This is a genomic window from Bacillota bacterium, from assembly GCA_012839765.1.
Classification (GTDB): Bacteria; Bacillota; Limnochordia; order DUMW01; family DUMW01; genus DUMW01.
Genome location: DUMW01000088.1, coordinates 22,806 through 49,144, shown reverse-complemented (window position 1 = coordinate 49,144; position 26,339 = coordinate 22,806). Strand labels below are relative to the sequence as shown.

Sequence of the window (26,339 nt, the reverse complement as noted above, 5' to 3'; positions counted from 1 at the left end):
CACCTTTATTCCCAACGTAATATGGCCGCCGCCCACGTAAGGCCCGCCCCAAAACCCACCAACAAAGTGTAGGAATCCCCCCGGATAAGGCCCTGCTTGTGGGCTTCATCCAGGGCGATGGGGATGGAGGCGGCACTGGTGTTGCCGTAGGCATCCACGTTCACATAGACCCGCTCCATGGGTAGCCCCAACCGCTTGGCCGCAGCCTCAATAATGCGGATATTCGCCTGGTGAGGGATAAACAGATCTACATCCTGGGAGGATAATCCCGCCTTGGCCAACACCAAATTGGAGGCCTCATCCATGATCCGGACCGCAAATTTGAAGACTTCATTACCGTGCATAGACAGGAAATGCTGTTTGGCTTCCACCGTCTGTGGGGAGGCCGGTCGCCGGGAGCCCCCCGCAGCCACACACAACAGCTCCGCACCGGAACCGTCACTGCCCAAAACCGAACTGACCAGTCCATAACCTGAGCCCACAGGACCCAATACCACCGCGCCGGCCCCATCGCCAAAAAGCACACAGGTACTCCGGTCGGTCCAGTCCACGATCTTGCTTAGGGTCTCGGCCCCCACCACCAGGACATAATCCATGGCACCCGACTGGATCATGGCGGCGGCAGTACACAGGGCATAGACAAATCCGGAACATCCGGCGGAAAGATCATAGGCGCCGGCATTAACGGCTCCCAGTTTATGCTGGATGATGGAGGCGGTGGAGGGAAAGGCGTGGTCCGGGGTCACCGTGGCCACCACCACCAAATCCAACTGTTCGGCACTGATGTTCGCATCGGCCAGGGCCGCCTGGGCGGCGGCCAAACCCAGATCAGAGCTGGCCTGATCCGGTGCCGCAATCCGTCGCTCCTTGATACCGGTCCGGGTCACAATCCACTCATCGCTGGTGTCCACCATCTTCTCCAAATCGTGATTGGTAAGGACCCGCTCCGGGACGTAGCGTCCTGTACCCAGAATCCCGGCGGAACGTTTCTCTTTCATTGCTCCACCTTCTCTTCCACATAACGCGTGATTAATTGGGGCAAGTTCCCCGCCGCGGTCTGCTTGGCCACCCGCAGGGCGTTCATCACCGCTTTGGCATCGGAACGCCCGTGGGAGACGATGCAGATTCCGTTCAGCCCCAACAGGGGGGCACCGCCATATTCGGTGTAGTCCAGTTTCTGCTTCAAACCCTTGAAGGCAGGCTTAGCCAACAAAGCCCCCAGCTTCGCCCGGAGACTGCCGGTGAGTTCTTCCTTCAGGATGGAGAAAATCCCCTGGGCAAGCCCTTCTGCGGACTTCAGCACAATATTCCCCGTAAACCCATCACAGACCACCACGTCGCATTGCCCGGCGAAAAACTGATGTCCTTCCACATTGCCGATGAAGTTCAATCCACTGTCGGCCAGAAGCCCATAGGCTTCCTTAACTAAAGTATTCCCCTTGCCAGGCTCTTCTCCCACATTTAAAAGACCCACCGTGGGGTTTTCCACCCCCAAGACCTGTTGGCTATACAACGCACCCATAATCCCAAACTGCAACAGGTGCTGGGGACGGTTCTCCGCGTTGGCCCCCACATCCAAAAGGACGCTGGCTCCCTTCACCGTGGGCATGACGGTACCCAAGGCCGGCCGTTCGATCCCCGGGATCCGTCCCCAAGAAAACAAGGCGGCAGCCATGGTGGCCCCCGTATTGCCACAACTGACCAAACCGGCGGCCTGGCCTTCTTTCACCAACCTGGCCGCCACCATCAAAGAAGAATTGGGTTTACTGCGAACCGCCTTCAGGGGAGCCTCCCCCATGTCCACCACATCGGGGGCATCTTCGATGCTAACTCTCCCATCGGCACCGTGCTCTGCCAACAAAGGCTCAAGGACCGATCTACGGCCCACAAGGATCGTCTCGATCCCCAGCTGTTTGGTCGCCAGGATGGCTCCCTTCACCTGTTCTTGCGGGGCATAATCCCCGCCCATTGCATCGAGAACTATCTTCAACAACCACTACCCCCTAAGCTGCTTGCCCGGGCCTGTTAAAGGGCCTCTTTGCCAAAGATGACAAAATCGCCTTCGAAAACCTTCCGTTCATGGACGAAACTCTCCACCGCCACCGTCGCCTTCTTCCCATCGGTACTCTTCACCTGGGCAATGGCGATGATCTTGTCCCCGACCCGCACAGGAGCAGTGAACTTCACCACCGCACTGCCGGTGAGGGCGATGGGAGCATCGATGAGGGCCACCGCCAGGGAGTTGGCCTGGGCGAAGATGTGGTGCCCCCGGACAATCCCGGTGCGTTCAAAACCCATGGCCCATGTGGTCTCCAACAGGGATTTGCCCCGTTTCCCCAACTCCAATTCCACCGGTTGACCGATGAACTCTTCGGTGGTTAACGCCTTCAAATTCCGGGAAGCCGTCTCCGCCAGACGCTGCACCCGCACCCGCAGTTCCGGTACACCCAGCTGCATCCGATCCAAGCGGATGGTCTGCACACTAACGCCGAAGCGCTTGGCTAGCTCCTCGTCGGTGACAAAGATCTCCTCAGCAAATATCTTTTGCAAGCAGCGTTGTCGCTCTGCCTTCTTCATACCTTTGGCCCTTTCTTCCAGCCTTCTTCCTCCCCTCCCGTAGGGCCCCCAGGTTGCCGGAGCAACCTGTGCGCCTTTATGGGGAGGTATTAACACCTGATACTAATAATTCTATTCTACCCGGGGTTATTCCTGCAAGCAAGGGGGGGAACTTTTCCTTGACACCGGTTTTTACCGCCAAGGGCCACCATTGCTCGATGCAAAGCTCCTTAGCGGGACAAAACACTTGGCCGAATAAAAAAAAAAAAGAGGCCCTTCCCCCATGATGGGAAACGGCCGTCGCGGACGTGTCGTCGGGTCTCGGTGGAAAATCCCATGGATTACTTCTTAAGATTATTCCCCCGCCGCTTAATATGGGCTACTAGCAAGGGCGGAAGGATCACACCCAAGGTAAGCAGATAGGTAAGACCCCTCAGGAGGGGATCAAGGCTTTCGTCCCAAAACCGATTGGCGCTAGATAAGTGAGGCAAATATAGAAGAAGGACCAGAAGACTGATGACACATAGGATCATTACGCTGTAACAGATCAGGATTAACTTGTCACGTCCCATCTTAACCTCTCCACCGGGGTACTCCCCACATTCTATGCTCCCTTTTTAGGATACCTGTCTAGGTCTTGTCCCGTCAAGGGTGCAAGTTCACCTGGAAGCAAAGGGCCCGGTATAAACTGCGTAAAAAAAGAAGGCCACACAGCCTTCTTTTTTTACCAAATATGATTACTCTTCATCGAGCTCGATTACCTGTCTGCCCTTGTAGGTGCCACAGTTGCCACAGGCCCGATGGGGTAAACGGAGCTTATGACATTGCGGGCACTCCACCAGGTTCAACACCTTCGCCCGGACCGAATTACGCCGGGTCCTTACCCTTGCCTTTGAATGCCTTCTTTTTGGTAACGCCATATCCTACCCCTTGCGGGTTTCCCACCTTTCTTTACTTATCTTTCATTTTGTCCAGTAGTTCACTAAGCATGGCAAATCTTGGATCTATATCCTCGTCTTGGCATTGGCAGTCACCTGTATTAAGCTCCTGCCCGCACTGCCGACAGATACCCCGGCACTCCGGGGAACATACGGTCTTAATGGGCATCGCCAAAACCAGGTATTCCCTCACCAGGTGTTCGAAATCCACGGTGGTGCCGGCAAAACTGTAGGCATCGGCCTCCTTGTCCACGGCATCCTCCGTATCCTCCGGGGGCTCGGTACCGGGCGGGCGGCGACGAAACTCCTCCACCGCGTTGACCTGCACCGGCAGAACGAAGGTCCGTAAACACCGATGGCATTGCACAGGAACCTCGGCAGTAACGGTACCGGAAAAAACAAAACTGTTGCCGGTGTTTGTCAGAGTCCCTGCTAGATGCACCTCAATGGTTTCTTCGCTGCCATCTACGATGAAGGAAGCAGGCACCTTGATCCACTGATCAACCGGAAGCTTGGCACCCCGTTCGTGTAAGATAGGTGCGACACTGATTTTCAAGTCTGTCACCCTTCCCTGATCTGCCTAGCAAGCTGCGCGGGCCCACCAAATGTACATATCTACGTTATTATAACAGCAGCAAAGGGACTGAGCAACCCTGCCAAAAACAATCCCATTATACTATTCCCCTCGCAGCCAAGCAAGTCCTGCCTGCAACCTCCGGCTGTGAAGGTTCCAGGATCGACCCCAACAGATTCACCCCAACTACCGGCGAAACCGCCGCTGGACGGTATGCAGTAGCTCCTTGGCCTCCTGTTCCGAAGAGGCATTTACTAGCATAAACACACCGTTGGTACCCACTGCGTTCAACAGGGGGATCACCTCCCCGGGCTTCACCCCAATGGCCTGGACCCCTTTACCCCCCTCCAAAATCTTACGATAAAGACCATACCAAACGGGATCCCCGCCCCCTTCCACACCGTACCGGGGGGTCCATTCGATCGCGTTTAGCTCCTCAATGCGAAGCAACTCCTCCAGATGCACCAGACAGTGGGTGCCATCCAGATGGAAAAGGGAGAAATCCAGGGCTTGGCACTGTTCTTTCAGAAAGGGTACCACAAACTCTGCAAACATATCCCGGGAGAACATGGCCGCAGTGTCGCACTGCACCTTTGCGGTCTTCCCCGGACCCCAGATTTTGAAGGCACAATAGGCATTGCCCTGGTCTTCATCCTTGATTTCTTCATAGAACAAATCGAAAACGGTGGCATAGATTTGGTTGATCTCCCGAAGCCGGCGCTTAATGATCTCCGGATGCTCCACTAGGCCCAGGAGCATCTCCTCTACACCGTAAAGCGACACTAGGGTATCGATGTTCTCGATGAGATCGGGCATCCCCACCAGATACCGGCCACTGCTTTTCTTTACCCCGTGGAGAAGGATTTCCCTTTGCCGGATAAACCAATAGTTGTCCGGAGTGAAGGTACAGGGCACATCGTCGGCCAGTCTCCACGAACAGGGTTCAAACCACACGGTGATGGGGGAAAACCGCGGCACCGAACCAATAAAGGTAGCCAGGTTCCCAGGACCGATGTGGGTGTCGAAGTAGGGGAAGGCGCCCCCGCCGTAGTAGGTCCTAGACATCTCATATTCCGCCTGCTGTACCCGATACCCCGGATCAAGCCACCTCTCCTCCAGGGAGGCCGGCGGGTTGGGCCGGGGCACATTCTCTCTGGGTTTCTCCCTGGGTGCAAAGACACTGATCACAAAACCCTTACCCTGCCACCAATCTGTCAGTTGCTCCTTTGCGGCTGCCCAATCTTCCTTCCATTCCATGCCAAGCTGCACCCCCATAAAAGATCCGCATATCAATTGCTGTGCGATCAAGCTCCCTGCGGTATGATCTGGAGACTACTGGGCACCCAGATGGTCCCGGAAGTCCCGGATCAGTTCAGCACATAAACGGCCCACCTCGGTTAGGGTGCTATCCTGGGAAAGATTATCCAGGACCCCCACGTAAACTCCGTTGCACAGATACTTTTTCGCCTGGGCAAAGGTCCAGGCCAGTCGCTCCGGGGTAGGAACCACGTCGATTTCGGCAATCAGGTTGACCCCCAACCTTGTGAGGTGCTCCATGTCCTCCACACTCTGCCAATCCGAGGCCGCGATGTTAGCATAATGGATGAGGCCCAACTTCTTCAGATTCTCGATGTAAAAGTAGGGGTAGCGGGCGGAGTTAAACCGTAGGGGATAGGTGTCGTAGCTATGGGTAAGCCACAGGTACTCCCGTCCCGGGGCAAAGCTTTGCACCACCTCCGCCAGCTCCACACACCAAAGCAGCATGGACCAACGGTAAAAGTCCTGAAACACCCAGCAGGCCCGGTGGGGGTAATATCTGCTGGGGGGAGCAATTTCCTCGAAGGCGTTGTAGCCCGTGCCCCAGTCGGCATTCAAGTGATGGATCTGGGGGTAACAGCGACGCAAGTAGTCCTGGTATGCCGCGGTGGCATATGGATCGAAGGCCCAGATATGATCCCACTGGTAGCTCACTTCCCCCTCCTCACCGGGGGAAAGCATCACCACGTCGATCTCTTCCAGCACCCCTTCCTCTGCCAACCACCGCAGTACAGTGGCAATGTGGTCCCGCCAAAGCTTGCGCACATAGGGATGCCATAGGGACAGACTGCTTCCCCCGGGATAGTAGTCGTAATAGGAAACCCCTTCTTCGTTGAGAGGGAACAGTTCCTGGTGGTATTGGGCAAATTCGGCGGTGGGGTTGTTGTAAAAGTGCAGGCCCACCTTCATCCCCTGCTCCCGGCACCGAACGACCACCTCTTTGACGGTGGCCAGGCGCGTCTTGGCCAGGGAAGTGGGAAACTCGATGGGAACACAGTGCATATTCACCCCGATCTTTGCCGCCTGGGCGATCTCCTCGGGTGCCGCCACACCCCAAGAAAGAAACAAGGGGTCCCTTGGCGGGTTGCTCCCGGGGATGTTACCAGGGATCAGCCGGGGTGAAACCAGCTCCATGGGAGAAAACCGGATACTGCCGGAGGTAACCGCCCCGTCCCCCCGTTGGAGGGAGAAACGAAAGGCAGTGATGTCCCGATGGAAATGGTAAATGGGGTTACTCGCGCCGATCTCAATGTGCCGCCAGGCGGAAAAATCCAGAGGGATGGTGGCCTGGCACAACCACTGGCCCGCGGTCCGGTCCCAGCAGGCTACATTCAGGACATTCCCCGAATGGTCACCCCGTAGCCAGAAACGGAGCCGTTCCCGGCCAGGGGTACAGGTCTCTGCAAAGGGCAAGGTCACGTGGATCTCCTCTGCTTCGGTCAGGGTATAGGTCACTTCCAGCACCCGCCCCCGCTCATCGTCGTCGCAGACCACCTTCAGGTCACAACGGTCCGTATATTCCCAGCCCCCAAGATGTGCAAAGTCCCCGGTGAGATTAATCACATCATCAAGCACTTTGTCCGGTACAGAATTCAGGAGTTTGCCATCAGCCATCAGCCTAACACACCCTTCTTTACTAAGATAACCTACGGGTCGATCCCCGTACGATCAGTTTGCTTGGCACAACTTGGGGAGCCTCTGGAGTATCCCCTGCCAGTAAGGCTAACAGCATCCGGGCTGCCCCCTGCCCCAGGGCCACGGTCTGGATGTCCACGGTGGTAAGGGGCGGATCAAAAAGTTCGGAGATGGAATCGTTGTTGATCCCCACCACGCTGACCTCCTCCGGCACCCGTAACCCCGCGGCCCGCAGGGCCTTAATGGCTCCGATCGCCATGGCGTCATTGGCTGCTACCACCGCGGTAAACTGCCGCTCTCCCTGTAAAAGTTCCGCCATAGCGGCGTAGCCTCCTTCGGAGGTGAAGTCCCCATGTTTCATCAACCCGCCATCTATCTCTAAACCCAACCGCTGCGTTCCCCGGTGGTACCCCGCCAGGCGGTCCTCACTAACAGTCATCTCCGGGGGGCCGTTGATGAAGGCCACCCGCCGATGGCCCAGTTGGGCTAGATGGGAGAGGGCGAGCAGCACCACTTCTACGTTATCGTTGTCCACGTGGTATCTATAGGGAATTTTCGGCCGGCCCAACACCACCAACGGCATTTTCCGGTCCAAAAGATTAGCTAAATACTTGTCCTGGACGTTCGGATCCGTAAGGATAATCCCATCCACCGCTTTATCGCTGTTGATGTTTTCGTAGTATTCCTCCTCAGCGGTACCCGCGGGTCTTGTCATCAAAAGAAGCCTATAGCCGGCTTTCGCCAGTTCCGTCGCGATGCCCTCGGACAGCTTCTGCACAAAGGCCCCCACCGAGGAAGAAAAGGACGAAACACACATCCCGATATTCTCCGTTTTCTTGGTCACAAGGCTGGTAGCCGCCGCATTGGGCTCGTAATTCAGCTCCCGGGCGATCCGAAAGATCCGCTCCTTCACCTCTGCACTAATCTTCCGCTTCCCACTGAAGGCATGGGAGACAGTGCTGGGAGAAACACCGGCCTTCCTTGCCACATCTTTAATGGTCACCATACCTGCTTTTTCTGTCTCCTTAAACATCCACTAAATCCCTGCGGGGGTGACCCCGCAGACCTGCTTCGGTTTCACCCCCGAAGACTTCCCCACTCCCTGGCTTTAGAAGGAGGGGGCATACTCCAAAATGAGCGTTTCACACATCTTGCCCACCGCCGAAAGTTCTGTACCGACACTTAGGTTCTCTAGAATACCGATATAGACCCCGGTGAAGCCGTAGGTTAGGGCCTGTTCAAAGGTCCACTGTAGCCGCTCCGGGGTAGGCCGCACATCAATCTCCGCCACGGGACACACACCAAAGCTTTTGATGTAGGTGATATCCTCCACACCGTGCCAGTCCAGGGCCGAGATGTTGGCGATGTCTAGCACCCCCAGGCGCCGGAGGTTTTCCACGTAATAGTGGGGGTAGCGACCGGCGAAATATCGTTGGGGATAGCCTGCCGCGGTGTGGGTAAGGAACAACCAGTACTGGGGCTCATAGACCTCCTTGACCGCGGAGGCCAGCTGAACACACCACTTAAGCATACTGTACCGATAAAACTCCTGAAACACCCAGTGTTCCCGGTCTGGATAGTAATCCTGGGGTGGGACGATGTGGTCGAAATCCCTGTAGTCCGTGACCCAATCCGCGTTCAATCTGTCTATGTCATGATCATAGAAGGTCCGAAGATACTCCCGATAGGCCTCCTGGGCATAGGGATCGAAGGCCCATATATGATCCCACTGGTAACCCAGCTGCCCCTCTTCCCCCGGTGAGATCATGACAAGATCAATGAGGTCCAGGGCACCGTTAGCCCGCAGCTGGGCCAGGGTTTCCTTGATATGTTGCTTCCAAAGCTCCTGAACCTCAGGATGCCACAGGGAAAGAAAACTCCCACCGGGATAGTAATCGTAATAAGAAACCCCTTCCCCGTTGAGGGGGAACCAGTCCCGGTACCGGCGGGCAAAAAGGGCCGACGGGTTGTTGTAAAAGTGAAGTCCCGTAAGCAAGCCAAGACCGTGGGACCGTTCCAACAAGGGAAGTAGATTCAGGACAGCACTTTCGGTCTGATAGACATTCCCAGCGGTAAAGGGCATCGGTACACAGTGGGCATTGACCCCTATCTTGGCTCCCACTTCCAGCTGGGTCAAGTTGGGAGTCCCCCAGGAAAGGAAGACGGGCTGGGGAGCCGTCTTCTCCGGTAGGGGCACAGCCACCGGTTCGTAATTGACAAACATCAGGTCCCCAATAATCACCCGTCCCGCCTGGAGGAGGTCGTCGCCCCTTTGGCTAATGGAAAAGCGCAAGGCCGAGACGGTGTTGTAATAGAAATAGAAGGGGTTGTTGGCGGGGATCTCGATATGCTTCCAACCGGAAAAGTCCAAGGGAATCCGGGCTTGTTCGATCCACGCCTGTCGGAGTACGTCATAGCACAGCACCCGCAGCAGATTGTGGGACCCGTCCCCCTTCAGGTAAAACCTTAGCCGTTCTCCCCGGGGCACAACGTTCACCATAAGATCCCCATCGGTCCACTTCAGGAACACCCCATCAACAAGATAGGCCCCCTCCACCGGCCGAGCACTGATATCACCGATGGAACGGAAGATGAGCTGCCGTACTTGGGAAAAATCGAAGGCCGGGTCCCAGCAATGAAAGTCCCGGTTGGCCAAGGTCACCTCTTCCCAGGCGCCAGAGCCTTTGGGAAAGGTGTAGGAAGCCTTGCGGTTACCACTGTCTACCAGATAAAGCTCCAAATAGGCATCGTCGGTGGCCGGACGATTGATACTAAGACCTAGGAGCTTGTCGGTAAAGTCCTGGGGCGCAAGCTCGACGTAATAATCGATGTAATCGAAGCTTTGGCTCGAGGAATGCTGAAAGTTGAAGGAGGCTACCTCCCGGTCCCCCCAAAGATGGGAGGAGACACTTCCCCCGGTGGCCTTGGCCCCCACGCCGGCGGACCAGCTTGCCGGACTCACCACCAGATCTTGCCGCTGCCAGTGGAAGGCCTCCACTAGGGAGTCCAGTTCCACCTCCAGGGTCATCTCCCGGGCTTGGGGGGTAAACAGATAGTCCACCTGCAAAGAGACGGCACCCGGCCGTTCTTGCAATGTCTTACGCAAGGTGACATTCGGGGAATGGGACCAGCGGTCCATATCACCGGTGAAATCATCGATGATTTCCCTTTGTTCGCCAAGATAAGGGGGCAACAGATCCAATAACTGACCATGGGCGCTTCCGGCGCCCAGGCTCAAGACGAAGGTCAAGACCATTATGATTCCTGTGGAAAACCTACCCATGGGTCCCATCCTCTCCGTTCTTCCGTGATGGTGGGCCCAAAGGCCGTCGACCAGCGACCGCCCTTGGGCCGGAAAACAGTTTCTGGGGCCTCCACAAAAGCCGGGCTACCAACCCTGCTTCCGGGACACCTCCTACTTCTCTTGGAATGAGCCCAGCACAATGATACTGTCTACCAAATACGCCCCCTGGGTAGCCTCTTGTCCTGCATCGCCGATGGAGCGGAACCGGATCAGTTTCACCCGGGACCAGTCAAAGCCCACCGCGACCTCTTGGACATCGCCGTTGCCCAACCGAATGGTTTGCCAGTGACCGTTTCCTTCCAAATCACGGATCGCGTGCCGGTCGTTTAGATCGTAAAGGATAAATAGGCATTCGGATCTTGGGGAGTATGGACAACCATCTCTATTTCCTTGTTCTCCAGATCCAAATCCACAGGTCGTGTGTAATCGATGTAGTTAAAACCAGCGGCTTCGGAATGATGGTAATTAAGTTTAAGACTGTGCTTTTGGGTGGTCTCGTCGTAATATACTTCCACACTGCCATCGAGGGCTCCTGCCGCCACCGACACTTCCCAAAGGGAAGGAATCCGCCCGTCCTCAATGACAAGGGCCCACCGCTCCGGTTGGTCCTCCAGTCCAATGGGCACACAGGCGGCAACCAAAAGTCCCAACAGGATGAAAGTCAATTGGTAAATAGCTTTTCCCTTGTACATGTTTTCACCGCTTCCTTTCTTGATTATCGAGTTATCCTTCACTGTCGCAGCAAGAAATCCATGCTCGGCCGCAGCTGTTCCAACATGGTGGCGGCTGAGCTTTGGCCACCGAAGATTTGGGACCAGGCAAAGCTCAGGATCGGGCTGATCTCCTGCCAACTGGCATTATACATGGCCACATCTTTACCCAAGTACATGGTGGCATCCATAAGCACCTGCCACCGGAGCTGAAACTCGGGATAGGCCGCGGCATAATCCAAGGGATATTGATCCCCCATGTAAGCCGACAAGGTGCCGTAGCCGTGGCGGGCCAGGTTGTACATTTTCAAATTTTCCGGATCGTTCACCAACCAGGTGATAAACCGCCATGCGGCCTCCTTCTGCTCACTTTGCCGCAGAATAGTCAACCCATCCACATGGGCCGGTGCCCAGGCGATGGTTCCTCGGGGATTAGGGGCCAGATCAAAGTCGGGCAATTGTTTGGCGTAATCGATGGTTACCCAGGAACCAAAGCCTGTCATGGCGGCAGTACCACCCACCAGGCTTCCGGTGCTCATCACGGTGGGCCCGTAATCGGCGAAGAACTGAATGGCCTCCACCACCGCAGGAGTGACCCGAAGGGTCTTTGCGCCTTCTTCCAGCAGGGTATCCCCCCACCAGTAAGGCAACCAATGCATCTCCGGCAGCATGGCCACTCCCCACTGATCGATGGTACCGTCGTTGTTGAGATCCAGCGTGAGCTTCTTGGCCACGTCAAAATAGTCCTGCCAGGTCCAATAGGAAGCATCCCACTCCCCTGGCGGATAGGTTAAGCCCGCATCATCGAACATGAAGCGATTGTAACCCTGCAACCAGGTGTTTACCGCAAAGGGGATCCCGAACAATTCACCCCGCCAGGTAAGGGCCTCCAAAGCAGGAGGATGAATGGTCCGGGTGATTTCCCCGGTTTGGAGATACTCATCCATCCCCCCGAGGATGCCCTCCTCCACTAGAAACACACTGGAGTTGGTGGCATTGATCAGATCCGGGGCGTTACCGGAGATCACCATCGCCACCAGTTTGTCTAAAAACTCCCCATAGCTGGTGTAAATTAACTGAACGTCCACACCGATCTCCGCCCGGGCCTTTTCAAATATAGGCTCCAGGGCCTTAGCTTGCTGCGGCACCAGGTGATCCATATAGATGATGGTCACCAACTCCGAAGCGGACGTCAGACCCGGCAGAGCAAGGAGCAAAAGAAGCAATAGCCCACAAGACAACCGCGTAAACAAACCAGTCCCCCCCAAGGGGTGAGGCGTCAACCACCATACCCCACCCGGATGTATGTATCTGTTTCTTCGGTCTTTCAGAAAAACGACGCAGTCTCGGGATGCCTGTATTACGCACCCACCACTTCCCGTTGCTCAGTCCACCAAGCCGAGTTCGTAAAGAACATAACGACCGGTGGTGGCCTTTGTACCTGCATCACCGATGCTTCGGAAACGGATTAAGGTCACTTCGGTGAAGTTGAAGCCCCCGGTCCACACCTGGAAGTCCCAGTTCCGCAGGGTAAAGGTTTCAACCTTGTCTTGGCCCGTGGGGAAAGTGAAGGAGCAGACCCCACCGGAAGCATCGTAAAGGAAAAGCTCCAGGTATTGATCCGGGTCAGCGGGCAAATCGATCCTGACCCTGATGGTCTTCAGTAGCACATTCAACGGTGATTGCGGGATGTAGTTGTAGTCGATGTAGTCAAAGCCTGACTGTGCCGGATGGCTGTAGAACATTTCCACCCCCGCCTCGCCTTCCTGCTCCATAGCCTTGATGGCACCATCGAGGGCCCCTTTTCCAATGGAAACCTCCCACTGGCCTGGGGCGTCCCCCAAGGACAGCAGGGAGACCTCCGCCGCGACAGCAAGACCGGAAAACACTAACAAACACACCAATACAAGACTTACCCGCTTCATTAGTTAGTCCCCTTTCCAGGAATATCTAGGCTTTGCCCTTTCCTTTGTTCACCCTGTTCGACCCATTCAGCCAGTTCTTCCCTGCCATCGCTCTGTCCTATGCCTCTTCCACACCCGCGGTCCTTTGGCGGCCCTCCCCCCTTCCCAGGGACTGTCCTCCGGGGCACCCACATGGAGAAATCCTCGGTACACCTTTTCGATGCCAACGTTCCTTGTCCGGTCAAAATCAAAACGTTTTGATTGTATGATCCCTATTCTCCACCCAAGAGAGAACTCCTGCCGATGATTGAAAATCTTCTTGAGAAAATTTAGGCGAGGGGCAAAAGATCCGTAGTACGTGGCTCCGCAGGGACGTGTCCAGTCTTTTTGCGTGATATCTTTGGAAAGGGAAGAACCAGGTGAAACCAAAGAAAAACCTCCATCCCTGTCGAATGGAGGTAACGAAGGGAATGATCCCTCGTTAGGGTACTTCATAGCCACAGGCCCTGAGCACCGCCCGTTGAAATCCTTGGTCAATGGCACCGGTGGCGTGGGACTTGCCGCCCAGCGGGTGTATGCATAGGTGGCCTGCAAAGCCATTGTCATAGATGGAAAAGCTGCCCCGCGGAAAACCCGAGTATCCGACGGCATATCTTTTGCCGTCAATGAGCAACCATCCGGGCCGGGGGTAATCTTCCCATTTGCCGTCGTAGATGTCCTTTAGGGTTTCCGTATCCTCCGCGGTCAAAGGCTCCGCATCGATATGAAAATGCCCGTGATAACGCACCAGGTTCACCGCCAGTTCCCTTTGGGCATCCACCAGCACAAAGGTGCTGCCGTGGGGAATTAGAGAATCCAGTTCCTCGAAGGTAGCTAGGAGGATCTGGTCGGAGTCCACCGGGATGTTTGCGGGGATCACCAACTCCTGACCGATACGGATCAAAGATGGGTTCTTGATCCCGTTGATCTCCGCAAGGGCGGCAACAGTCATCCCATACATCCGGGAAATATCCCACATACTCTCCCGTTCCTTGACCCGGTGGATAATAGATTGACCTGGTGTGGCCATGGTTCGTAGCAGAAACCGGGTTTGCTCATTAATCTCTCCGCTGACCTGCAGCCCCCGCTCCTGTTGGAAACTTTCGATGGCCTGGGTGGTCCGCTCATCAATGGTGCCCGTGGGGACGCCGTCCAGATAGCCCAGGGTGATCAACCAATGCTGGACCAAGACATTTTCCGCGTACTCCCCCGCCGCTTTGCCGGTAGCACCCCCGGGGCAAAGCAGGAAGATGGTGAGGATAACCGATATTAATTTGCGCATTGCCTACCTCCTAGGTTGCCAATAGCTCTTTAATGGCGGGCAAGGCCTGCAGAGCAGCCTGACGTCCTGCGTCAATGGCTTCCGCCGCCCGCTCTAACTCCGCCGGACCAATATCCCAAACCGGTGGCAACAGGATCAGGTCCGCAGGGTTAATCTTCATCTTGAACAATTCCTTTCCCATGATCTCCGTAGTCTGGGCGATAATATCCACCAGGGTGCGGGTGGGGTTCTGGGCGGTGACACTGTGGAAAGTGGGACTGACGTTGACCGCCACCACCACATCGGCCCCCATATCCCGGACTATCTGGGAGGGCAATCGCTCCAGAACTGCCCCATCCACCAAAAGCCGACCACCCACCCGATGGGGGACGAAGATCCCAGGGATGGAGATACTTGCCCGCACCGCATCCGCGGCACTGCCCTCTTTCAAGATCACCAGCTCCCCGGTCTGAATATCCGTGGCCACCACCCAAACGGGAAGTTCCAGCTCCTCCAGTTTCTTCTGTTTGGTCAACAAGCGCAGCATAGTCAGAATCCGCTCACCCCGGATAAACCCTTGCCGCGGCACCCGCATGTCCAACAAATGCTCCATTCGCAAGCTGTCGGCCAGCTTCGCCAGTAGGTGGGGATCTAAGGTAGAAGCATGGAGGACCCCCACCAACGCTCCCATGCTGCAACCGGCGATATAGTCAATGGGGACCTGGTTTTCCACCAAAACCTGCAGTACACCGATATGAGCCAGCCCCCGGCAAGAGCCGGAACCCAAAGCTAAACCCAACTTCTTGCGTTGCCCGCCCATGGATCGTCTGCCTCCAAAATAAGTGGGATCAGAAAACTTCGCTTTTCATTTCCGGCCGCTTTTGCCCCCCCAGGACCATGCATAAACCCACCGTCAGGCTAATATTTATCTAGCAAAGGGATGCATCGTAAAGCTGTCCAAAAGGAGTAATCCCCATGAAATCATTGCGTCGGAAAAAACTGACCGCCTATGGCATGGCGCTGGTGGCGATCATCTTGACCATCTTTGTGATCCGCTACCCGGAAGCTGCCTTCCAAGCTTCCTTTTCAGGATTAGAGCTTTGGGCCACGGTGGTCCTGCCGGCCCTGTTGCCCTTCTTTGCCTTGACCGAGATCTTGATGGGACTGGGTGTCGTCCATTTCATGGGCGTCTTGTTGGAGCCCCTCATGCGGCCCCTCTTTGCCGTCCCCGGCACTGGAGGTTTTGCCATGGCCATGGGTCTAGCCTCGGGATACCCCATCGGGGCTAAGCTCACCGGCCGCCTCCGCCGGGAAAACCTCTGTTCCCAAGCGGAAGCAGAACGGTTGGTAACCATCTCCAATACCGCCTCCCCCCTGTTTGTTACCGGGGCCGTCGCGGTGGGCATGTTGGGTATGCCGCAATTGGGGATCATTCTGCTCCTTGCCCATTACTTGTCAATGATCATGGTGGGCTTCATCATGCGTTTTCATGGTCCTAAGGATGAAAGGCCCCCTAAGAATCTACGGAAAGAAAACATCTTCGCCCGGGGCCTGCGTGAACTGTACCGGGCCAGGACCGCGGATGGCCGGTCCTTCGGTCAACTTTTGGGGGATGCTGTCAAAGACGCCTTCTCCTCGGCCTTTTTCGTTGGCGGTTGCATTGTAATCTTCTCCGTGCTCCTGCGGATCCTCTCCCTGATGGGAGTGGTGGACCTTCTCGGCACCATCTTAACCTTTATCCTGCGCCCCCTCGGGTTCAACGAGAGCATTATTCCCGCCCTGGTCAGTGGTACCTTTGAGGTGACCATCGGTTCCCGGATGGCAAGCCAAGCTGCCGCCTCCCTCATCGAGCGGATTACGGCCATCAGTGCCATCATTGCCTGGGGTGGTCTTTCGGTCCACGCCCAGGTGGCCAGCATGCTCTACGGGACCGATGTCCGCCTGTATCCCTTCATGATCGCCCGGGGGATCCACAGCATCCTGGCGGTGATTACCACTCTCTTCTTACTGGGTCCGGGGCTTCCGCTGGTCAGCAGGTTGTTGGTGGTACCCACCGTCACCCAGGATACCAGTTTTGCCCTCCACCCCTTGAGCCGCCTGCTGACCGCAACGGGTCAGGCCTGTTGGTTCCTCCTCATCCCCTTGGGATTAATCCTGTTGGCTTTGGGGTTAAAGGGGTTCTCCTTCGTCTGGTTCCGGGTTAGGATGCCTAGGGATTAACCTGCTGCTGCTGCTTCGCCTTGGCCAATTCCTGTTGACCCCGTTCCACCTGGGCCAGGGTCTTTTCCAGCTGGGCCATGGTCTTGTTCAGGGACTCGGCCAGATTGGCCAGGATCGACGCCGCATACTCATCGGCCCCAGCACAGATCTCCGCGGCCTTCTTCTTCGCTTCCCGGAGGGTTTTCTCTGCCTCCTGCTGGGCCCGCTTGTACACTTCGGTTTCTTGAACCAGGCGCTCGGCCTCCTGTTTAGCCCTGGAGATAATCCCGTCGGCCTCCGCGCGCACCTGCTGGTGCACTTCTTTGCCCGACTTGACGATCTCCTGGACCTGTTTGACCTCCTTCGGGAGACTGAGCCGCAGGCCATCCACCAGTTCCCGTAGTTCCTTGTAATCGATGAGCACCCGATCGGTCATCGGTACCCGGGGGGCGCTGTTGCAGAGATTATCAAGTCGATCCAACAGGATGAACAGCTCCATTTTACTCATGACTGGCGGTCCCTCTCTTCTTGTCTGCGTTCGCGCAACTTGACCTTCAGTGCCTCGGCCACGTAGCTGGGCACCCAATTGCTTACATCACCGCCGTAACTAGCCACTTCCCGCACGATACTGGAAGACAAAAAGGCATATTCCCCACTGGTCATCATGAAGACTGTCTCCACATCGGGATTGAGATTCCGATTCATCGAAGCCATCTTGAACTCGGCTTCAAAATCCGACACGGCCCGCAGTCCCCGCACCATGGCCACCGCATTCTTTTGGCGGGCATAGTCCACCAACAGCCCATCGAAATACTCGCAGGTGATGTTTCCCAAGTCCGCTGTCGCCCTACGCAAAAACTCCAATCGTTCCTCCACCGTAAAAAGGGTCCTCTTGGCCGGGTTATTCAAGATCGTTACGTAGACTTGGTCGAAGATCTTCGTCGCCCGCCGAATTACATCCAAGTGTCCATAGGTTACTGGGTCAAAACTCCCAGGACAGATTGCCACTCTCATGATTCCTTCTCCTCTTTTCCAAACACCGACACCTTAGTGGAACCATACTTCCGCTGCCGGAACAAGGCCAGACCCGGCAGATCCCCGCCGGGTGACTCCCTTTGACTATGTTCAATGACGAGTAAACCGCCGGGCTTTAACACCCCACTGGTCCGGACCGCTTCCAAAAGCCGCGGCACATGACCCTGATCGAAGGGGGGATCGGCAAAAACCAGGTCAAAACCCGCCAGTTTCGGGATCCAGGTCCACACATCACCGGTAATCACTTCCGCCTGGGCCACTAGCCCCAATTCCGCCAGGCTGCCTTTGATCCCCAAGGCCGCCCGCCGGGATTTCTCCACGAAGACCACCTGCCTCGCCCCCCGACTCAGGGCCTCGATCCCGATGGCCCCGGATCCGGCGAAAAGGTCAAGAAAAACACAGTCGGGGATATAGGGGGCGATGATGTTGAAAATCGCTTCCCGCACCCGATCCGTGGTGGGACGGGTGCCTGTCCCCTTCGGGCTTTTGACTGTGCGGCCCTTCAGTGAACCTCCGATGATGCGCAACAAACGGATACCAAGTCCGTGCCGGGCACGGCTCGGTTTCCCTCCCTTCCTGTTCCCGCAAGTGCCAAAGCTACCGGTAATTTCCAAGTTCCACCATGTATATTCTGGGCATAACCATACCAGACTATGAAATGGAAAGAGGCAAAACCCTCCCCAGAATTGGAAGTACATTGCCTTTGTTCATAGGCAACAGTCCTTCCTCCGGTTTCTCCTCTCCCACAAGCGGCGGATGCATTCCGCCGCTTTCATTTTCCTAATCCAACAACGCCGAATCGTAAACCAGGATCCCAAAGGTATCGGGACCCGTATGACTACCGATAACCGGTCCCACCTGGGAGATGGTGGGTTCAGGACAACGGGTCTCCTCCACCAACTGGGCCGCCAAATCCTTGGCGCCCTTTTCATCGTTGGTGTATACCACGAAGACCACCGGTTCCTTCTGGAACTGGGCCATTTCTCCAGCCACTTCCTGGATCATCTGATTGACGGCTCGCTTGGTCCCCCGGGCCTTGGCGTGGGGCTGCACGATGCCTTCGGCGATGCGCAAAATGGGCTTAATCTTCAACATGCTGCCCACTAGGCTCGCCGCCTTCCCAATGCGCCCATTCTTGTGAAGATACTCCAAGGTCCCCACGATGAAATATACTGTCATGTTGTTGGTGATCCGCTGGACCATCTCCACGATCTCGTCTTTGCCCTTTCCCTGGGCCGCTGCTTCCGCCGCAGCCAAAACCAGCATCCCAGTGCCGCTGGAAGCCTGCCGGCCGTCCACCACCACGACCTCCCGGTCTTCCACCATCGACGCGGCAAGATTAGCCGACTGGTAGGTACCACTCAGCTCACTGGATAACTGAATGGAGATAATAGTGTCCCCCGGCTCGCTGTGGGCAGTGTAGGCCTCGACGAAATCCCCCGGGGAAGGCTGGGATGTGGAGGGCATCACGGGACTACTCAACAACTTCTCGTAAAACTGCGGGACCGTTAGATCCACCCCGTCCCGATATTCCTCATCGCCAAAGCGGATCTTCAAGGGTACCGCGACGATCTGGTACTTTTCCATTAGTTCCCGGGGAAGATCCGCTGAACTGTCGGTAAATATGCGGATGGCCATAGGCGTCCTCCATTCTTGGCTTACTCAATGGCAAGCAGGTAATAATACAGGGGTTGTCCTCCATAGTATAATTCCACTTCAAGATCCGGGTAAAGCTCCTCGATCCGGGCACAGGCCTCCTCCGCCTGCTCCTGGGTGACGTCACTGCCGTAATACAGGCTCAGGATCTCATCGTCCTCCTCCACCATCTGCTCCACCAACTTAAGCAGAGTTTCGTTAACATCGGAGCTTACGGCGCTGAGTTTACCATTCCATAGCCCGATGATATCATTCTCCTTCACCGAGAAACCGTCCACTTCTAGACTGCGGATGGCGTAGGTAACCTCTCCATTCTTGATCCCGGGGATCACCGCCTCCAGGTTCTGCAGGTTCTGATTTACATCCTCCGCCGGATCAAAATTAACCATACTTATGATACCTTGGGGAACAGTGCGACTGGGTACCACCTTCACCGTCTTATCCACCAGGTCTACCACCTGTTTGGCAGTGGCAATGATGTTCTTGTTATTGGGAAGAATGATGACCGATTCCGCCTCCACCCGGTTCACCGCCTCCACCAGATCCTCGGTGGAGGGATTCATGGTCTGACCACCGGTGACGATTACGTCCACACCCAGACTGCGGAACAGCTCCTCGAAACCTTCGCCCACCGCCACCGCCACCACGCCGGTACGTTTCTGGGGCAGGACACCGTTGCCCTGATGGACGAACTGTTGGTTTTGCTCCAGCATGTTGTCGATCTTGATGGAACGCATATCCCCCAACAGACCGCAGTAGTTTAAAACCTTACCGGGGTAATCGGTATGGATGTGGATCTTCAAGGCCTTACCATCACCCACCACTAGAACCGAGTCACCATATTCCGAAAGGACCTTCCGAACCCGCTTCTCGTCCATCCCCTGGCCGAAAAGCAACAACTCTGTACAATACTTGCCACCGGAGATCTCTTCCTCTTTTACCGCGGGCACTCCCGGTGCCGCCGTGGTGGGCTCACTGCGGGGGGCCATATTCTCCAGACTACGCAAGTCCAGGTCATCCTCCCGATCCCAGGCAGACAAAGCCCCCTGCCAAATCACCACCAAACCCGCGCCCCCCGCGTCCACCACGCCGGCCTGTTTCAACACCGGCAACTGTTCGGGGGTCTTAGCCAGGGCCTCTTCGGCAGTGCGACAGGTAGCCTTCAGGAATTCAAAAACACTGCCGGTCTTGGCGGCTTTCCTTGCCTCCTGGGCCATCGTTCTGGCCACGGTCAACATGGTCCCTTCCACCGGCTTCATCACCGCTTGCTGAGCCTGTCGGGAGGCAGAGATTAAAGCCAGGGCCAGATCGTTGGAATCCGCCTCGAGCTTTCGGCCCAATCCATTGGCAAATCCCCGGATCAGCTGGCTGAGGATCACTCCCGAGTTACCCCGCGCCCCCATCAGGGCTCCCCGGGCGGCAATCTGAGCCACCTCGAAAAGGACGTCGGTACGGGCCTTTTCCACTTCCAAACCCGCGGCATAGAGGGTCAAAAACATGTTAGTGCCCGTGTCCCCGTCGGGGACAGGAAACACGTTTAACGCATCTACTTCATCTTTCCGTTCCGAAAGCGCAAGAATCGCCGCATAAAGCAGCTTGCGAAACTGCTTACCGGTAAGTTTCCCTTCCACAACCTTGTTCTCCTTTGTTCCTATTTAAGTGTTAGCCCAGTGTCTCCGCTTTGGTCACGTGCACACCTTCCACATGAATGTTCACACAAGCAACCTTAAGGCCTAGCAAGGTTTCAATGGCATACTTCACCTTAGAGCGTACATTGTTGGCCACCTCGGAAATCCGAACACCATATTGCACAATGATATGCAGATCAACGGTGACTTGATCCTGGTCGACCTTGATGCCCACTCCTCGGTCCACTTGTTCGAAACCCAAAAGTTCCGCTATGCCATCCTGCACAGTCTTCGAAGACATGCCCACGATACCATAGCATTCTGTGGCCGCTCTTCCGGCGACGGCCCTGATCACTTGTTCGTTAACATACACTTGGCCAAGTCCTGTGCTAAAAGAAGCATTCACTGTTTTATACCTCCTAGGCAGGTTACTCGGTGTCAAGTAGCAACTGATTCAAACGTTCCACTAACAGATCAACATCAACACCGTGCATCCGCGCACCGCTTTCTATACTTTCCCCCACTCCCATACAACCTAGACAGTCCATTCCGAACTCCGCAAAGACGTCCCTGGCCTGCGGGTGCGACTGCAGTGCATCAAAGATAGAGGTTTCCTTGGTTATACGCATCGTCGGTACCCCCAGTAAAGAAAAAGCGGCCCCTTAACAGTTATTTTATCACACAAAGGGATGTTGTAAAGCAAAGGTACTGGAGCCCTACAGCCTCAAGGATTCTAGGCCCCTTCCCCCGGGGAGGAAAGAAAATACATATCTTTCTCCCGGTAGTACCGCTCCTCCAAACCCGTATAGAACTCCCGGACCGACATAGGCACAATGATGTTCCGTTCCAGACAATAGGCCACCAGTTGATCGTATATTCGCTGGGGTTTTCTCTGGGGATCATCGGCTAACTGCTCACCCTCCTTGTACACCGGCAACCGGGCAAGATAGGCATCTACCACCTGCCACACCCAGGGCGCTTCCTTCCGTTCCAGTTCCCTTGCGGACAGGGCGCCCTCCCAGGGTTTTTGAGCCGAGACCACCAAATTCTCCTTTAAGACCCGCTCCCCGGTCACCTGCTTGAAGCTCCCCTGTTTTTTGTCCAGGACACTGACATCTGCGATGATGAACCCCGCCTCCTTAAGGGCTTGCTGTAGGACGTGCCACACTTCGTTGTGCGAGTTATGAAAGACGATGGTAATCCACCGGCCCGGCTTCAAAACCCGGTAGTATTCCCGAAAGCACCGGGTCATCAGATCCCGGTATTCCTCTCGCCCCTTGCCTTGCATCGCGTTTTCGATGGCCTCGGGTCCATTATTGGTAAAGACCCGCAGCCACGCCTCCCAGAGGAAATTGAGCTCCGAATACATAATATTCCCCCCAAAGGGAGGATCGGTGAAGATATAGTCCACCGAAAGGTCTGGCAAGCCAAGATCCGTCGTGGAACCACACTGACAGAAGACATGGGAGGTGTCGAGGCCACTTTGGGGATAGCGCTGGATTTTGCGCTCGATGAAATCCAAGACGTTGATCTCCCTGGTGAGGGAACTAACGTACAAAGTGCCCGAGAGTTTGCTGGGCATCCCCCAGGGCCGTTCCCGGTTCAGGCGGGAGGCCCCTTCGGCCACCGCGGTGATCAGCCACAGGGCATCGATACATTTTTCCCGGGCCAACTGGGCAAAGGCCGCCAAGGTCACCACGGCCCGTTTGTAGTAAAAATGGTGGATATGGGTAAGACCATGGGACCTTTGGGGCTGGCGGGTACTGTACCCTGCGGGTAAGGGATCCGTGGGATACCAGTAGGGGCACTCCCAAGCCTCAATGGCCCCGAGCAACTGGAGATCCTCTGCATCGGGTACTTTCTCATAGCGCTGGCCTTGCACACTGTAATTGATCAAGACCGGCACCTGCTTCGCCTGGGTAACGTACTGGCCTAAGGCTTCGTCATATTTCTCTTCCAACACCGGTACTAGGGCCCGCTTCGACAGAGAACTGCCGCACCCTTTACAGGGGAAGGACTGCAGAATCCGCCGGCTGTTCGCATCCACCGCCTCCTCCCAGAAAACAAGCTCCTCCTTGCAGACGGGACAGGTAAACACGTCGGACCAGATCACGTAATTGATCCAACCCTTGGTCTGGCCATCCCTGTGCCGGGTCTCGTACATCCAGCCCACCTGGGCTTTCACCTCCCGAAGGAGCTCCCGGGCCTGGGGAGCAAAATCCCGGTCGGGGCGGTTATAGTGGTAGCTAATAAAAGTAGCCGCGGGGGAAAGATCGTTTAGTATCGCCCAGCGGGGCCCCAGTTGGGAGACAAAGTCCCCTTCTTTGGTACGAATTGCTCCCTCTTCATCCACCTGGTAACCCAGGGAGGCCACCACCCGGGCATCCTGACAGAGTTGGGCCGCAAGGCCCGTCATCCCGGAACCGGCAAAGCCATCCAGGACCACATCACCTGGCTCTGTATAGTGGAGGATATAATGCATGATGGCTTTGTAGGGGATCTTCGTGTGATAGGAGTGGGCCCGGTATAGGGTGTCGTTCTTCCCCTCCGCGACGTTCTTTCGGTAGGGCTGCCGGTGGTAGGTGGAATCTAACCCGTTGCTACGTTCCGCCAAGAACTCCTGCAAAAAGGGATTAGGACAGAGGGTAAAGTGGGGCGGATCCGATAGGGCCAAGATATCCCCGCTAGAACCATGGGGAAACCCCTCCCGTTGCCGGAAAAGGGAATCTTGTAAGTAACTTTGTAGCCTCTTTTTGGGATCCGTTGACCCATTTGCGGAATCAGAAGAAAACATCAATATCCTGCCTCCAAGTATTTAAAATGCCGTGGGAGAAAGCCCCTAATTCCCCTTACCCAAATATTGCCCTTCCCTATACGACGGTTCACCAGTTTGACCAGTTGGCTAGCCCCCGGTGTAGTCTCTGTTCGTCGCGCCGGAGGTCACTTCCTGCAAATCCCACGGTGAACCAAGAGCTACCGCAGGAGCTTTCGCCCCATAGATAGTCTCTGTACCGGACGCAGTAAAAAAAGAGGGCTTGTCCACTGCAGCCCTCTTTAACCATTGGATCTTCTACCCTATGCTATTTCTCCTGCACCATTTCCACGTAGACCAAATCATCCAAGGGGTAACTCCGGTAATCCAGATTTCCCGGGGTGGAATAGGTGAGGTAACCCTCCTGGATTACACCGGGCCAAGTGGCCACCACCTGCCAGGTTTTCGCCACCTTCTGGAACAAACCCACAGGATCCTGCCGCAGAAAAGCGTCAAAGAGGATATGGGTCTGATCCAAGAGGATCAAATCACTGTCTAACCGACTGAGGATATCGTCGAGAAAACGGGGGACATAAGCGATCCTTTGACGTTCACCAAAACCCAATAGTCTTTCACTTAATTCCTCACTGACATTGACCAACGGTGCATTAGTCTTCTCTTTGATCGCCTTCAAAACCTTCGTGTTCGCAGCATCATCGGGTCCTACCAACAAGACAAGTCGACAATCGGCTGCACTGGTCTCATGGATTTTCGCCATTACCTGTTCTGTAATGGTTCCCAGCATAATCCTTTCCCCCATAAGTTTTCTGAATGATGGCGGCGTCGGTTGAACCTGTAAACCCACTGAACTCCCAGGAATTCAACCCAAAGTCTACCAGATGAAAAGGGGTTCGTCAACGAGATTTAGGGGATAGCAGCCCCGTATATTGTCACCAGATTTAACCAGTCTCCCAAGGCCCGGTGGAAAGCCGGCAGGTGCAAAGGGAGAAGCTTTCAAATAGATGTAAAAAGGGAACTAAGCCGGCTGGCTCCCTAAGAATGGCAAGGGGGCTTCCCTTTGCTAAGGGAGGGGATTATCGTAAAGTTTTCCCCGGAACCAATGCTTTGCCCTTGTCAAAGGAAAGCCCCTGTGATAAGATCTGTTTGTATTTTTTGTGACGTACGGCGGAGCCAAAGGGAGTGAGAACATGGGCCGAAATTGTTATGTATGCGGTAAGGGCACGACCAGTGGCTTTAATGTCAGCCATTCCAACGTGAAGACCAAACGGAAGGTCAAGGCCAACCTGCAACGGATTAGAATCATGGCCGAAGGTCGCCCTGTGCGGAAATACGTCTGCACCACCTGCATCAAAAGCGATCGTATTGAACGTGCACTGTAGGTTTGTCCATTGCAGGCACTCTGGGGCTATTGGAAAAACCAGTAGCCTCTTTTTTTATGTCCTCCTCCCCCTTGCCCAATCCCCTGTTTATTCCCAACCCTGTGCAGGAATCCTAACCCTGGGGCAATTACCAGGAAGAAAGTCAAGCCAGCTTTAGTGAAGAGTGAATATACCGGGCACAATGTGAAAAACTATAACTACCTAAGCGGGGTGATGAAGATGGAAAAACCAAATGGATTTGAGTTTGCCAAACTGAGCCCAGAACAAGTCAACCAGCTAGCTCAGCTGGAAGCACAATTAAATAAGCAACTTGACCGATCCCAGGACGATGCCATCATCCTGTTGGCGGTCCAACAATCTAGGCAAGAAGGAGCGAGGACATAGACATGAAAGCAACGGGTATTGTACGACGCATTGACAGTCTGGGTCGGATCGTAATCCCGATGGAAATCCGCAGGACCTTGCGGATCCGAGAAAACGACGCCCTGGAGATCTTCACCGACCGCGAGGGAGAAATCATCTTCAAGAAGTATTCACCCATCGCGGATCTGGACGAGTTTGCCCAGGAATATGCCGATTCCCTCTTTGAGTCCACAGGTCTGTTGACCATGATCGCTGACCGTGACGAAGTCATCGCGGTGGCGGGCGGTTCCAAGAAGCAGTTTATGGGCAAAAGCCTCAGTTCCGATGTGGAAAGACTGATCGAAGAACGCCGGACTTTGGTCACCAACGACGCGGACTTTCCCATTGTCGACGACTACAGCGTCCCCCATGTGGTCATCGCCCCGATTATCCACGGCGGGGACCTGGTAGGTGCTGTGATGCTATTGTCCGAGGACAAGGAGGTTTCTTCCTTAGAGCAAAAGCTTTGTGAGACAGCGGCGGACTTCCTCTCCAAGCAACTGGGTTAAACGGATTACTACACTGACCGGCAGTTGGCACCCCCAGGATGCCAACTGCCAAGAACCCATCGCCATCTAGGAAATGGGTAGGGACCAGTTTAGCCCATGGTTGTTATCCCAGTTTTGGGCACTGTCCCGGAAGCACACATTAAGGACGTCACCACCACGGATCTCCACTTGGCCCTCCCAGACCTGCTCACCCACTCGTTCCATGGGTATCTCCATCGGGTGGTACCAATCGGAACCATAGCCACAGTGCATGTACAGTTCCGTGGCGCCAGAGGTGGCCAAAAGACCCTTGTACTTAATCTTGGCCCGCTTTCCCGAGGACACAGGCAAGGGGCTGATCGCGATCCTACCGTCAATGAACACATCGCCGTAGTGCATCGATAGACCTCCTTATATTAGTGTGCCTTCTTAATCTGCCCCCCAAAGGGGGATTTATGACCCTTAGGTCCTGGGCACCGAGTGCGAATCCTCCTGACCAGACAATGTTAGGGTATAATTATTTGTAGAAACATAGATTTTC

At 55.4% G+C, this 26,339-nt stretch carries 30 protein-coding genes; 4 read left to right on the top strand and 26 right to left on the bottom strand.

Translation table 11 applies throughout. The features are described from left to right. Positions 1–5: 5 nt before the first annotated feature. The 16 genes from GXX57_08905 to GXX57_08830 form a co-directional block, all read right to left on the bottom strand. Positions 6–998 (bottom strand): ketoacyl-ACP synthase III, encoded by a 993-nt coding sequence (locus tag GXX57_08905; protein ID HHV44763.1) that lies wholly within the window; start codon positions 996–998, stop codon positions 6–8. Continuing rightward, positions 995–1,993: a phosphate acyltransferase PlsX gene (gene plsX, locus GXX57_08900; protein ID HHV44762.1), complete on the bottom strand. Its 999-nt coding sequence runs from the start codon at positions 1,991–1,993 to the stop codon at positions 995–997. Before plsX ends, GXX57_08905 begins: the two co-directional genes overlap by 4 nt. 32 nt (positions 1,994–2,025) lie before the next feature. Beyond that, complete coding sequence (fapR, locus tag GXX57_08895) at positions 2,026–2,577, bottom strand: transcription factor FapR (protein HHV44761.1); 552 nt, start codon at positions 2,575–2,577, stop codon at positions 2,026–2,028. Between the two features lie 320 nt (positions 2,578–2,897). Further along, positions 2,898–3,128, bottom strand: coding sequence for a hypothetical protein (locus GXX57_08890; GenBank protein ID HHV44760.1), 231 nt, complete (start codon positions 3,126–3,128; stop codon positions 2,898–2,900). 165 nt (positions 3,129–3,293) lie between these two features. After that, complete coding sequence (gene rpmF, locus GXX57_08885; GenBank protein HHV44759.1) at positions 3,294–3,476, bottom strand: 50S ribosomal protein L32; 183 nt, start codon at positions 3,474–3,476, stop codon at positions 3,294–3,296. Between the two features lie 31 nt (positions 3,477–3,507). After that, complete coding sequence (locus GXX57_08880) at positions 3,508–4,059, bottom strand: DUF177 domain-containing protein (protein ID HHV44758.1); 552 nt, start codon at positions 4,057–4,059, stop codon at positions 3,508–3,510. A 195-nt stretch (positions 4,060–4,254) separates the two neighbouring features. Further along, on the bottom strand, positions 4,255–5,325 hold the full coding sequence (locus GXX57_08875) for a hypothetical protein (GenBank protein ID HHV44757.1): 1,071 nt from the start codon (positions 5,323–5,325) through the stop codon (positions 4,255–4,257). Between the two features lie 75 nt (positions 5,326–5,400). Then, a complete protein-coding gene (locus GXX57_08870; GenBank protein ID HHV44756.1) occupies positions 5,401–6,999 on the bottom strand; it encodes a hypothetical protein in 1,599 nt (532 codons plus the stop codon). A 22-nt stretch (positions 7,000–7,021) separates the two neighbouring features. Then, on the bottom strand, positions 7,022–8,053 hold the full coding sequence (locus GXX57_08865; protein HHV44755.1) for a LacI family transcriptional regulator: 1,032 nt from the start codon (positions 8,051–8,053) through the stop codon (positions 7,022–7,024). A gap of 75 nt (positions 8,054–8,128) precedes the next feature. Beyond that, positions 8,129–10,303, bottom strand: coding sequence for a hypothetical protein (locus GXX57_08860; GenBank protein HHV44754.1), 2,175 nt, complete (start codon positions 10,301–10,303; stop codon positions 8,129–8,131). Positions 10,304–10,435: 132 nt separating this feature from the next. Further along, positions 10,436–10,594, bottom strand: coding sequence for a hypothetical protein (locus GXX57_08855; GenBank protein ID HHV44753.1), 159 nt, complete (start codon positions 10,592–10,594; stop codon positions 10,436–10,438). A 56-nt stretch (positions 10,595–10,650) separates the two neighbouring features. Next, positions 10,651–11,016, bottom strand: coding sequence for a hypothetical protein (locus tag GXX57_08850; protein HHV44752.1), 366 nt, complete (start codon positions 11,014–11,016; stop codon positions 10,651–10,653). 38 nt (positions 11,017–11,054) lie between these two features. Then, the gene (locus tag GXX57_08845; protein HHV44751.1) at positions 11,055–12,287 is read right to left on the bottom strand and encodes an extracellular solute-binding protein; all 1,233 of its coding nucleotides are present in this window, start codon (positions 12,285–12,287) and stop codon (positions 11,055–11,057) included. Between the two features lie 132 nt (positions 12,288–12,419). After that, positions 12,420–12,959, bottom strand: coding sequence for a hypothetical protein (locus GXX57_08840; GenBank protein HHV44750.1), 540 nt, complete (start codon positions 12,957–12,959; stop codon positions 12,420–12,422). Positions 12,960–13,419: 460 nt separating this feature from the next. Continuing rightward, the gene (locus GXX57_08835) at positions 13,420–14,259 is read right to left on the bottom strand and encodes a LysM peptidoglycan-binding domain-containing protein (GenBank protein HHV44749.1); all 840 of its coding nucleotides are present in this window, start codon (positions 14,257–14,259) and stop codon (positions 13,420–13,422) included. A gap of 10 nt (positions 14,260–14,269) precedes the next feature. Beyond that, positions 14,270–15,058: a patatin family protein gene (locus tag GXX57_08830; protein ID HHV44748.1), complete on the bottom strand. Its 789-nt coding sequence runs from the start codon at positions 15,056–15,058 to the stop codon at positions 14,270–14,272. A gap of 155 nt (positions 15,059–15,213) precedes the next feature. Here GXX57_08830 and ylbJ point away from each other — a divergent pair, with 155 nt between their 5' ends. After that, on the top strand, positions 15,214–16,458 hold the full coding sequence (ylbJ, locus tag GXX57_08825; protein HHV44747.1) for a sporulation integral membrane protein YlbJ: 1,245 nt from the start codon (positions 15,214–15,216) through the stop codon (positions 16,456–16,458). Here the strand turns inward: ylbJ and GXX57_08820 are convergent. The 9 genes from GXX57_08820 to brxF all read right to left on the bottom strand — a co-directional run bounded on the left by GXX57_08820 (position 16,448) and on the right by brxF (position 24,313). Then, positions 16,448–16,945 carry a hypothetical protein gene (locus GXX57_08820; GenBank protein ID HHV44746.1) on the bottom strand — a complete coding sequence of 166 codons (498 nt, stop codon included), beginning with the start codon at positions 16,943–16,945 and terminating at the stop codon, positions 16,448–16,450. The genes ylbJ and GXX57_08820 overlap by 11 nt on opposite strands. Next, a complete protein-coding gene (gene coaD, locus GXX57_08815) occupies positions 16,942–17,454 on the bottom strand; it encodes a pantetheine-phosphate adenylyltransferase (GenBank protein ID HHV44745.1) in 513 nt (170 codons plus the stop codon). The genes GXX57_08820 and coaD overlap by 4 nt, the downstream gene beginning before the upstream one ends. Next, a complete protein-coding gene (gene rsmD / locus GXX57_08810; protein HHV44744.1) occupies positions 17,448–17,999 on the bottom strand; it encodes a 16S rRNA (guanine(966)-N(2))-methyltransferase RsmD in 552 nt (183 codons plus the stop codon). The genes coaD and rsmD overlap by 7 nt, the downstream gene beginning before the upstream one ends. Positions 18,000–18,252: 253 nt before the next feature. Further along, entirely contained in the window at positions 18,253–19,110 is an 858-nt protein-coding gene (locus GXX57_08805) for a DegV family protein (GenBank protein ID HHV44743.1), read from the bottom strand. 20 nt (positions 19,111–19,130) lie between these two features. Then, positions 19,131–20,759, bottom strand: a complete 1,629-nt coding sequence (locus GXX57_08800; GenBank protein HHV44742.1) for a DAK2 domain-containing protein — start codon at positions 20,757–20,759, stop codon at positions 19,131–19,133. 31 nt (positions 20,760–20,790) lie between these two features. Then, entirely contained in the window at positions 20,791–21,162 is a 372-nt protein-coding gene (locus GXX57_08795; GenBank protein ID HHV44741.1) for an Asp23/Gls24 family envelope stress response protein, read from the bottom strand. Positions 21,163–21,184: 22 nt separating this feature from the next. Next, positions 21,185–21,385 (bottom strand): DUF1858 domain-containing protein, encoded by a 201-nt coding sequence (locus GXX57_08790; protein HHV44740.1) that lies wholly within the window; start codon positions 21,383–21,385, stop codon positions 21,185–21,187. 104 nt (positions 21,386–21,489) lie between these two features. Then, a complete protein-coding gene (locus GXX57_08785) occupies positions 21,490–23,430 on the bottom strand; it encodes a DNA methylase (GenBank protein ID HHV44739.1) in 1,941 nt (646 codons plus the stop codon). A 406-nt stretch (positions 23,431–23,836) separates the two neighbouring features. Continuing rightward, on the bottom strand, positions 23,837–24,313 hold the full coding sequence (brxF, locus tag GXX57_08780) for a BREX-3 system P-loop-containing protein BrxF (protein HHV44738.1): 477 nt from the start codon (positions 24,311–24,313) through the stop codon (positions 23,837–23,839). 403 nt (positions 24,314–24,716) lie between these two features. Here brxF and GXX57_08775 point away from each other — a divergent pair, with 403 nt between their 5' ends. The 3 genes from GXX57_08775 to GXX57_08765 all read left to right on the top strand — a co-directional run bounded on the left by GXX57_08775 (position 24,717) and on the right by GXX57_08765 (position 25,819). Continuing rightward, complete coding sequence (locus tag GXX57_08775) at positions 24,717–24,908, top strand: 50S ribosomal protein L28 (protein ID HHV44737.1); 192 nt, start codon at positions 24,717–24,719, stop codon at positions 24,906–24,908. A gap of 219 nt (positions 24,909–25,127) precedes the next feature. Then, positions 25,128–25,292, top strand: coding sequence for a hypothetical protein (locus GXX57_08770; protein ID HHV44736.1), 165 nt, complete (start codon positions 25,128–25,130; stop codon positions 25,290–25,292). Positions 25,293–25,294: 2 nt separating this feature from the next. Continuing rightward, positions 25,295–25,819, top strand: coding sequence for an AbrB/MazE/SpoVT family DNA-binding domain-containing protein (locus GXX57_08765; protein ID HHV44735.1), 525 nt, complete (start codon positions 25,295–25,297; stop codon positions 25,817–25,819). Positions 25,820–25,885: 66 nt separating this feature from the next. On the opposite strand, the gene GXX57_08760 is transcribed toward GXX57_08765, so the two are convergent. Next, positions 25,886–26,197, bottom strand: a complete 312-nt coding sequence (locus GXX57_08760) for a carbohydrate-binding protein (GenBank protein HHV44734.1) — start codon at positions 26,195–26,197, stop codon at positions 25,886–25,888. Positions 26,198–26,339 lie beyond the last annotated feature (142 nt).

What these genes read in the sequence shown, in the direction of transcription:
- GXX57_08805 (HHV44743.1), bottom strand. Translation starts at nt 19,110, where the DNA reads ATGGCCATCCGCATATTTACCGACAGTTCAGCGGATCTTCCCCGGGAA.
- GXX57_08890 (HHV44760.1), bottom strand. Translation starts at nt 3,128, where the DNA reads ATGGGACGTGACAAGTTAATCCTGATCTGTTACAGCGTAATGATCCTA.
- GXX57_08865 (HHV44755.1), bottom strand. Translation starts at nt 8,053, where the DNA reads ATGTTTAAGGAGACAGAAAAAGCAGGTATGGTGACCATTAAAGATGTG.
- GXX57_08875 (HHV44757.1), bottom strand. Translation starts at nt 5,325, where the DNA reads ATGGAATGGAAGGAAGATTGGGCAGCCGCAAAGGAGCAACTGACAGAT.
- fapR (HHV44761.1), bottom strand. Translation starts at nt 2,577, where the DNA reads ATGAAGAAGGCAGAGCGACAACGCTGCTTGCAAAAGATATTTGCTGAG.
- GXX57_08775 (HHV44737.1), top strand. Translation starts at nt 24,717, where the DNA reads ATGGGCCGAAATTGTTATGTATGCGGTAAGGGCACGACCAGTGGCTTT.
- GXX57_08760 (HHV44734.1), bottom strand. Translation starts at nt 26,197, where the DNA reads ATGCACTACGGCGATGTGTTCATTGACGGTAGGATCGCGATCAGCCCC.
- GXX57_08765 (HHV44735.1), top strand. Translation starts at nt 25,295, where the DNA reads ATGAAAGCAACGGGTATTGTACGACGCATTGACAGTCTGGGTCGGATC.
- GXX57_08790 (HHV44740.1), bottom strand. Translation starts at nt 21,385, where the DNA reads ATGCGTATAACCAAGGAAACCTCTATCTTTGATGCACTGCAGTCGCAC.
- GXX57_08860 (HHV44754.1), bottom strand. Translation starts at nt 10,303, where the DNA reads ATGGGTAGGTTTTCCACAGGAATCATAATGGTCTTGACCTTCGTCTTG.
- GXX57_08770 (HHV44736.1), top strand. Translation starts at nt 25,128, where the DNA reads ATGGAAAAACCAAATGGATTTGAGTTTGCCAAACTGAGCCCAGAACAA.
- GXX57_08830 (HHV44748.1), bottom strand. Translation starts at nt 15,058, where the DNA reads ATGGGCGGGCAACGCAAGAAGTTGGGTTTAGCTTTGGGTTCCGGCTCT.
- GXX57_08850 (HHV44752.1), bottom strand. Translation starts at nt 11,016, where the DNA reads ATGTACAAGGGAAAAGCTATTTACCAATTGACTTTCATCCTGTTGGGA.
- brxF (HHV44738.1), bottom strand. Translation starts at nt 24,313, where the DNA reads ATGCTGGGAACCATTACAGAACAGGTAATGGCGAAAATCCATGAGACC.
- GXX57_08905 (HHV44763.1), bottom strand. Translation starts at nt 998, where the DNA reads ATGAAAGAGAAACGTTCCGCCGGGATTCTGGGTACAGGACGCTACGTC.
- ylbJ (HHV44747.1), top strand. Translation starts at nt 15,214, where the DNA reads ATGAAATCATTGCGTCGGAAAAAACTGACCGCCTATGGCATGGCGCTG.
- GXX57_08840 (HHV44750.1), bottom strand. Translation starts at nt 12,959, where the DNA reads ATGAAGCGGGTAAGTCTTGTATTGGTGTGTTTGTTAGTGTTTTCCGGT.
- GXX57_08835 (HHV44749.1), bottom strand. Translation starts at nt 14,259, where the DNA reads ATGCGCAAATTAATATCGGTTATCCTCACCATCTTCCTGCTTTGCCCC.
- GXX57_08870 (HHV44756.1), bottom strand. Translation starts at nt 6,999, where the DNA reads ATGGCTGATGGCAAACTCCTGAATTCTGTACCGGACAAAGTGCTTGAT.
- rpmF (HHV44759.1), bottom strand. Translation starts at nt 3,476, where the DNA reads ATGGCGTTACCAAAAAGAAGGCATTCAAAGGCAAGGGTAAGGACCCGG.
- GXX57_08820 (HHV44746.1), bottom strand. Translation starts at nt 16,945, where the DNA reads ATGAGTAAAATGGAGCTGTTCATCCTGTTGGATCGACTTGATAATCTC.